Here is a 6,151-nt window from a genome sequence, read left to right as displayed (position 1 = left end):
AACGTCATCCTCGCCGTCGCCCCACCCGGAAGGGGAACCGTACCCATCACCGTCACCACCCCCAGCGGCACCAGCAACCACATCCCCTTCACCTACACCTGACAGTGAGGATGCACACGGCACCGCTTGACATCCGACGCTCCGGCCGCCCTTTGGCTGAAGCATCGGCCTTCCGGGCGGTGCCGCCGGACGGCGCGGAGACTGTCCGCGCCCTGTGTGGTGGTTCGCCGCTCGACCATCAAGTCCCGCACTCAAACCATCAACCAGATCCGCACCCTGATCGTCACAGCACCGAGCGAGGCCCGCGAGCGGCTACGCGAGCCGGCCGCTGCCGACGGCATCAGGCATCCGGTCCGCTCCCGACTCGGCACGACCATCAGCGACCCAGCCTGCGCGGTCCGGATCGCCCACCGGCTACCAGGCCCTCGCCGAGGAGGTCATCAATGCCGACACCGAGCTGAAACCGCTCGTCGCCCAAGCGGTTCCCGAGCTGGTGTGGTACCGCCCTGCATCGGCACCGAGACCCCTGCCCAACTCCTCATCACCGCGGGCGACAACCTTGACCGGCTCAAGTTCGAAGCGTCCGGCGCGCGCCCGTGCGCGGCAGCCCCGCTCCCCATTCCTGTGTTCGCCGCCTTCCGCTGGAGGGCGGCATCCCAATGGCCCCCTCAAGACCTCATATGACAGGTGCATGATGAGCAGTACATCCAAAGTCTCCCCCCTCGCACGGCCGAGTCTCGGTCCGCCCTCGCTGGCTCTGGCCCTTCCCATGGTGGTGCTGACCCTCCCGGTGGGCGCCAGCCCGCTGGGCCTGGCGGTGAGCCCGGTAGGGCTGAACGCCTACGTGGCCAACAACGGCTCGGGGTCGGTCAGTGTCACGGCGGAACCTTCACGGTCGCCACCGCGCTGGCACCGCTGCCCGGCCCCGCCGAAGTGGCGGTCGCCCCGGACAACGCCCATCTCTACGTGGCCGACATCGCCACCAACGCCGTCACCGTCGCCCAACGCGACCTCTACACCGTCGTCGGCACGGTCCCCGTCGGCAACACCCCCTCCGGGATCAAAGTCGACCCCAGCGGACTGCGCCTCTACGTCGCCAACCAGGGCTCGGACACCCTCAGCGTGGTCAACACGCTCACCGACAGCGTCATCGTGACCATCCCCGTCGGGCACCAGCCGACAGGCGTCGCGGTGGCCCCCACGGGGCTGGAAGTGTACGTGTCCAACAAGGGTGACAACACCGTCAGCGTGATCAGCACCGTCACCCAGGCCGTAGTGGCCACCATCACCGACCTGTCCGCACCGCTCGGAGCGGCCATCTCCCCCAACAACACCCGCCTCTACATCGCCAACAGCACCGCGAACACCGTCAGCATCATCGACACCGCCACCCGCGCCATCATCGCCACCGTACCGGTCGGCACCACCCCATGGGGGCTAGCCGTCACCCCCGACGGCCGCCAGGTCCATGTGGCCAACAACGGGTCCAACAGCGTCAGCGTCATCGACACCAGCACCAACACCGTCATCGAGACCGTCCCGGTCGGGAACCAGCCCACCGGGGTCGCCATCACCCCCAACGGCCTGTCGGTCTACGTGGCCAACAGGGGCTCCAACACGATCAGCGTCATCCAGACCCTCAACGCCATGTCGCCCACCCTCGGCCCCCAGGCCGGCGGCACCATCCTGACACTCACCGGCACCAGCCTTGCCGGAGCCACCGCGGTCAGATTCGACACCACACCCGCCGCCATCATGGCCGGCACGGCCAACCAGATCGTCGTCGTCACCCCGCCCGGTGTCGGCGTCGCCCAGGTCACCGTCACCACCCCCAACGGCACCAGCAACTCGAAGCCGTTCGTCTACTACCCCCGGGGCGACGCCCACTCCCTGGCCCCCGCCGCCGGCCCGACAGCCGGCAGGAACGTGATCACCATCAAAGGCGACCAACTCGCCACGGCCTCCCAGGTGCTGTTCGGCCCACTGCCGACCATCCCCATCGTGGTCTCCGACAGCCAACTCGAGATACCCGTCCCACCCGGCCTGGCCCCCGGATCCGTCCCCCTGACCGTCACCACCGCCGGTGGCATCACCACCGGAACGCTCTCCTACCGGTACGTCGACCCCCCGAACCCCATCGCCCTCAAACCCACCACCGGCACAGTCTTCGGCGGGAACGTCATCACCATCACCGGCCAGAACCTGTCCACCACCACCTTGGTCACCATCAAAGGCATCATCGCCCAATTCAGCATCGGATCCAACGTCATCCTGTCCGCCGTCGTACCCACCAGCCCCGCCCCCGGCCCCGCCGACGTCACCATCACCACCACTGCAGGCACCGTCACCCTCCCCGGCGCCTACATCTACACATGACAGCCATACGGGACCGAGCACAGCATCCGGCCCCTCCACCCCTCCCCAAGAGAGGCGCCCGAGGTGCGTTCGGGTGGGATTCGAGGGTCGCCCGGATCCGGGGCACTGCTCGCAGCGCGCTGATGTGGGGCGGGCAAGGGAGAGCCGTCACGAGGTTTCCGGGGCCCTCCCCCGCAGCACTTCGGGTGCCGGTAAGAATCGCGTCACCAGCCGCAAGAGGCGGCTATCCGAGCGGGGCCGACGTCGCCGCGGATGATGTCATCGAGGACTCCGGCAGAGGCACGAGCGAGGACGAACTCAGCCAGCTGGTCGTCGAGGGCTTCTCTGTCAAGTTCAGCGTGTTGAGCAGGCGTGACCCGGAAGGCTGCGGTGCAGGGGGGCAACTTCCGTCTGCCGCGTTCGGCCGGTGCTAGCGTGCCTGCGCATGCTAGTGATCGGAGGCTCATTGATGGACGAGTTCAAGTTCGAGCAGGACCTGGTGCGGGCGTTGTTACGGGATCAGCATCCGGATCTCGCAGGTCTTGAGCTCCGAGACGTCAACGGAGGCTGGGATAACCAGCAATGGCGCCTCGGGGAGGAGTTGGCCGTGCGCTTGCCGCGTACCGAGCGCGCGCCGGCCCTGCTGCACACTGAGCAGACGTGGCTGCCGGTCTTGGCGAAGCTCCTGCCGCTGCCGACGCCCACTCCGGTGCGTATCGGCAAGCCTTCGAGCCTGTTCGAGCACACTTGGACGATCGCGCGCTGGGTCGAGGGTGAGCCGGCTGATCACGCGCCGATCACCCGCCTCGATGCGGCCGAAATCCTCGCGGAGTTCCTTGGCGTGCTGCATCACAAGGCGCCCGCCGACGCCCCGGCCAACCCTACGCGCGGCATCCCTCTGGCCGGATTGCAGGTGGAGCGCGACAACTGGTTCGAGGTCATCAACGACTATGCGACCGCTGACGCGGCACGGGAAGTCTGGGAGAAGGCCGTCGCAGCGCCCCCCTGGCAGGGTGCGCCGCTCTGGCTGCATGGTGACTTGCATCCGGCAAACGTGGTCGTCCGGGACGGAATGCTCGCTGGGGTGATCGACTTCGGCGAGATGTGCGCAGGCGATCCCGCGACCGATCTTTCAGCCGCCTGGATCCTGTTGCCTGCCGGCGCGGCGAGTCGGTTCTTCGATGCCTATGAGCACGCCGACGAAGCCACCATCTCCCGGGCCCGCGGCTGGGCTGTCCTGCGCGCCCTGGGCCTGATCGGGATCGGACGAAACGGCAGGCTCGGTCTGCCCGGGGGCAAACCGACCTGGGAACCGGCAGGCTACGCCACGCTCGAACGGGTCCTGGCGGCGAACTGACCGCGTGGCTGCGCGTCGGGGACGGCGTTATAGGCCCTGTCCGGCCCCGCCGCTTTCCGGGGGCCCGGTTCTGTCCGGGGCTACGTGGGCAGCGGGCGGAGGACTCGACGGTGAGGCCTGCCGACGCTGATCGTCAGTGCTCTGGCTGCGTAGGTGAGAACGGGCTCCGGCCCACTTCTTGTGGACGCGTACGCAGGGTGACTGTTGATCTTCGTGTGGTGGCGGTTGAGGTCACCCGAAAATCGCCCGGCTGGAATGCGGCGTGGTCGGCAGTGCTGCGCCATGAACGCAGTACTGCCGCAGCTGGATGAGCTGCCGTTCTCCTCGGTCGATGGCGTGTTTATGGAGTCGGTCCAGGTGACCGACACAGTCGTCCGCATCGGGGCTCGGACGACTGCCAGGCGGGCGTCCTGCCCAGGATGCGGGTGCTGGCCAGGCCGAATTCACGGCTCCTACCGGTGGTTTCCCCGTGATCTGCCAGCGGCCGGCAAGTTCGTCGTGGTGTCGTTGCGGGTTCGTCGTTTCGTCTGCGTGGAGGACTCCTGTCCGCGCAAGACCTTCGCCGAGCAGGTGTCTGGGCTCACCCGCCGGTTCGGCCGGCGGACCGAGCGGCCGCGATCGGCGTTGGTCTCGGTCGGTCTCGCGCTCGCGGGCCGGGCCGGCGCCCGGATGACGGACGTCTTCGGGGCGCCGGTCAGCCGGAACACCTTGCTGAGGCTGATCACTTCGCTGCCGGCCCCGTCCACCGCCGCGCCCCGCGCGGTCGGCGTGGACGAATACGCCCAGCGCAAGGGTCGGATCTACGGAACTGTGCTCGTCGACGTCGAGACACCTCGTCCGATCGACCTCCTGCCTGACCGGGAGGCGGACACGCCGGCGGCCTGGCTCGCCGAGCGGCCCGGCATTGAGATCGTCTGCCGCGACCGCGCCCCCCTTCAAGAATTGACGGTCACGCTGAGTACGCGACCACGACAAGTGGGCCGGAGCCTGAGAACGACGAGCATTTGTCACTGAGAGTCGACAGCACCGGCCAGGTGCAGAAGCCCGGAATGTTGGTGAGAAGTAGCAGCGGTTCTGGCGCCTCGGAATGGTGATGACGTCAACTTGTTGGCGTCCGTATCCTTCGGCGGGTGACTCTGATCGAGGTGGGTCCCAGGGCAGGTCGAGCTCGTCGTCAAGGGGCCGGGCGCACCGCGACGAGGTCGAGGAACCGCTACGGGCGTTCTACGCCGCCACCCCACCGACGCCCAGTGACGACTGCGCGCGTTCCCGGGCATCGCTCAGGCGCCGGAATCCCACCTGGGTGACCGGCGGCCCGGCAGTGACCCCGGGCCGCCGGCCGCTGCTCCTCGTGGTCAGCCACTGCCAGAGCCCATCCCCGTACACTTCCTTTCCGACGTGTTCCACGAGGTCAAGCGGTGCGCCGAGGCCGACGACCGATCGGTGGCCTCGTGGATCCGCGCTGTCGAGCACGAGCTCAACCGGACGACGTGACCGAGGACCACACGCCGAACCACTGCTCGGCGCCGTACTCCTCGAACCGCTCCACCTCGGTGAACCCCAGCTTCGCCGCGAGGCGCATCGCGCGGTCGTTGGCGGTCTGGGTGCAGAGCACCACCGGCTCGCCGGGAAGCGCGTCGGCGAACCAGTCGAGTGCCGCTGCGCACGCCTCGGCGGCGTACCCGCATCCCCACGCCTCCGGCAGGAACATGTAGCCGAGCTCGGCCTCCCCTGCATTCGGACGGACGTGACCCGGACGCTCCGCGTCGCGCCGATCGAGCGTGACCATGCCGATCATCGCTCCGTCGAGATCGATCACGAAAAGGCCAGGGCGCCGCCCGGGCACCTCAGGAACCGCGCGTTCGAGCTCATCACGCGGTCGAGGGCCACCGATGTAGGTGCCCACCTCTGGCGAGGCGAACAGCTCGACGAACGCCGCACGGTCCCGGGCCTCGGACTCGCGGAGCACGAGCCGTTCGGCCCTTATCGGGGCAGGTGGCCAGGCGACGGGTCCAAGATCAGTCATGGCGGGCAACCTATCGCACGCCCGCCGGGCAGGAGCCTCGGACGACCGACAGCGGCAGCAGCTTCTGACCCGTCGGCCCGATCTGCTGGATGTCGGTGTCCGTGCACAGCTCGAAACGCGCACAACGCAACCAGAGTCCCGAAGCAAGCACCAACGCGCTCTCCAAAACTCGGCGACATCACTCTCCCGAGCGAGCAGGCGCTCTCGCCGCCGAGGGCGTGCGGCTCAGCCGTCCTGACCGGCGTTTCCGACCGGGCCGACCTTCACCGGGGAGCCGGCGCCGTCCGTGACGGGCAGCGTGTCGGCGCCCGGCCAGTCGAGGGTGACCGACTTGGTCTCGTCCGGCGACCACCGGGTCTTCACCCCCGCTCCACCGCTCGCACAGGTGGCTTGACTTCGTCATTGAAACTCCT

At 68.4% G+C, this 6,151-nt stretch carries 4 protein-coding genes and 1 pseudogene; 3 read left to right on the top strand and 2 right to left on the bottom strand.

Annotated features, from left to right (window positions below; all coding sequences use genetic code 11):
* Positions 1–933 precede the first annotated feature (933 nt).
* From ACGFU7_RS40635 to ACGFU7_RS40625, 3 genes are all read left to right on the top strand, one after another.
* A complete protein-coding gene (locus ACGFU7_RS40635; RefSeq protein ID WP_393703045.1) occupies positions 934–2,376 on the top strand; it encodes an IPT/TIG domain-containing protein in 1,443 nt (480 codons plus the stop codon).
* A gap of 448 nt (positions 2,377–2,824) precedes the next feature.
* Positions 2,825–3,712 (top strand): aminoglycoside phosphotransferase family protein, encoded by an 888-nt coding sequence (locus ACGFU7_RS40630; protein WP_393703043.1) that lies wholly within the window; start codon positions 2,825–2,827, stop codon positions 3,710–3,712.
* A gap of 282 nt (positions 3,713–3,994) precedes the next feature.
* Positions 3,995–4,726, top strand: a complete 732-nt coding sequence (locus ACGFU7_RS40625) for a transposase family protein (protein WP_393703041.1) — start codon at positions 3,995–3,997, stop codon at positions 4,724–4,726.
* 463 nt (positions 4,727–5,189) lie between these two features.
* Here ACGFU7_RS40625 and ACGFU7_RS40620 read toward each other — a convergent pair whose 3' ends face one another.
* Both ACGFU7_RS40620 and ACGFU7_RS40615 read right to left on the bottom strand, forming a co-directional pair.
* Positions 5,190–5,738 carry a GNAT family N-acetyltransferase gene (locus ACGFU7_RS40620; RefSeq protein ID WP_393703039.1) on the bottom strand — a complete coding sequence of 183 codons (549 nt, stop codon included), beginning with the start codon at positions 5,736–5,738 and terminating at the stop codon, positions 5,190–5,192.
* Positions 5,739–5,963: 225 nt separating this feature from the next.
* A pseudogene (locus tag ACGFU7_RS40615) lies at positions 5,964–6,116 on the bottom strand (DUF4232 domain-containing protein); the annotation flags it as partial.
* Positions 6,117–6,151 lie beyond the last annotated feature (35 nt).

This window comes from Streptomyces sp. NPDC048473, from assembly GCF_043200155.1.
GTDB lineage: Bacteria > Actinomycetota > Actinomycetes > Streptomycetales > Streptomycetaceae > Streptomyces.
Note: the sequence above shows the minus strand (reverse complement) of the source record. Positions and strands in the feature narration are given on the sequence as shown.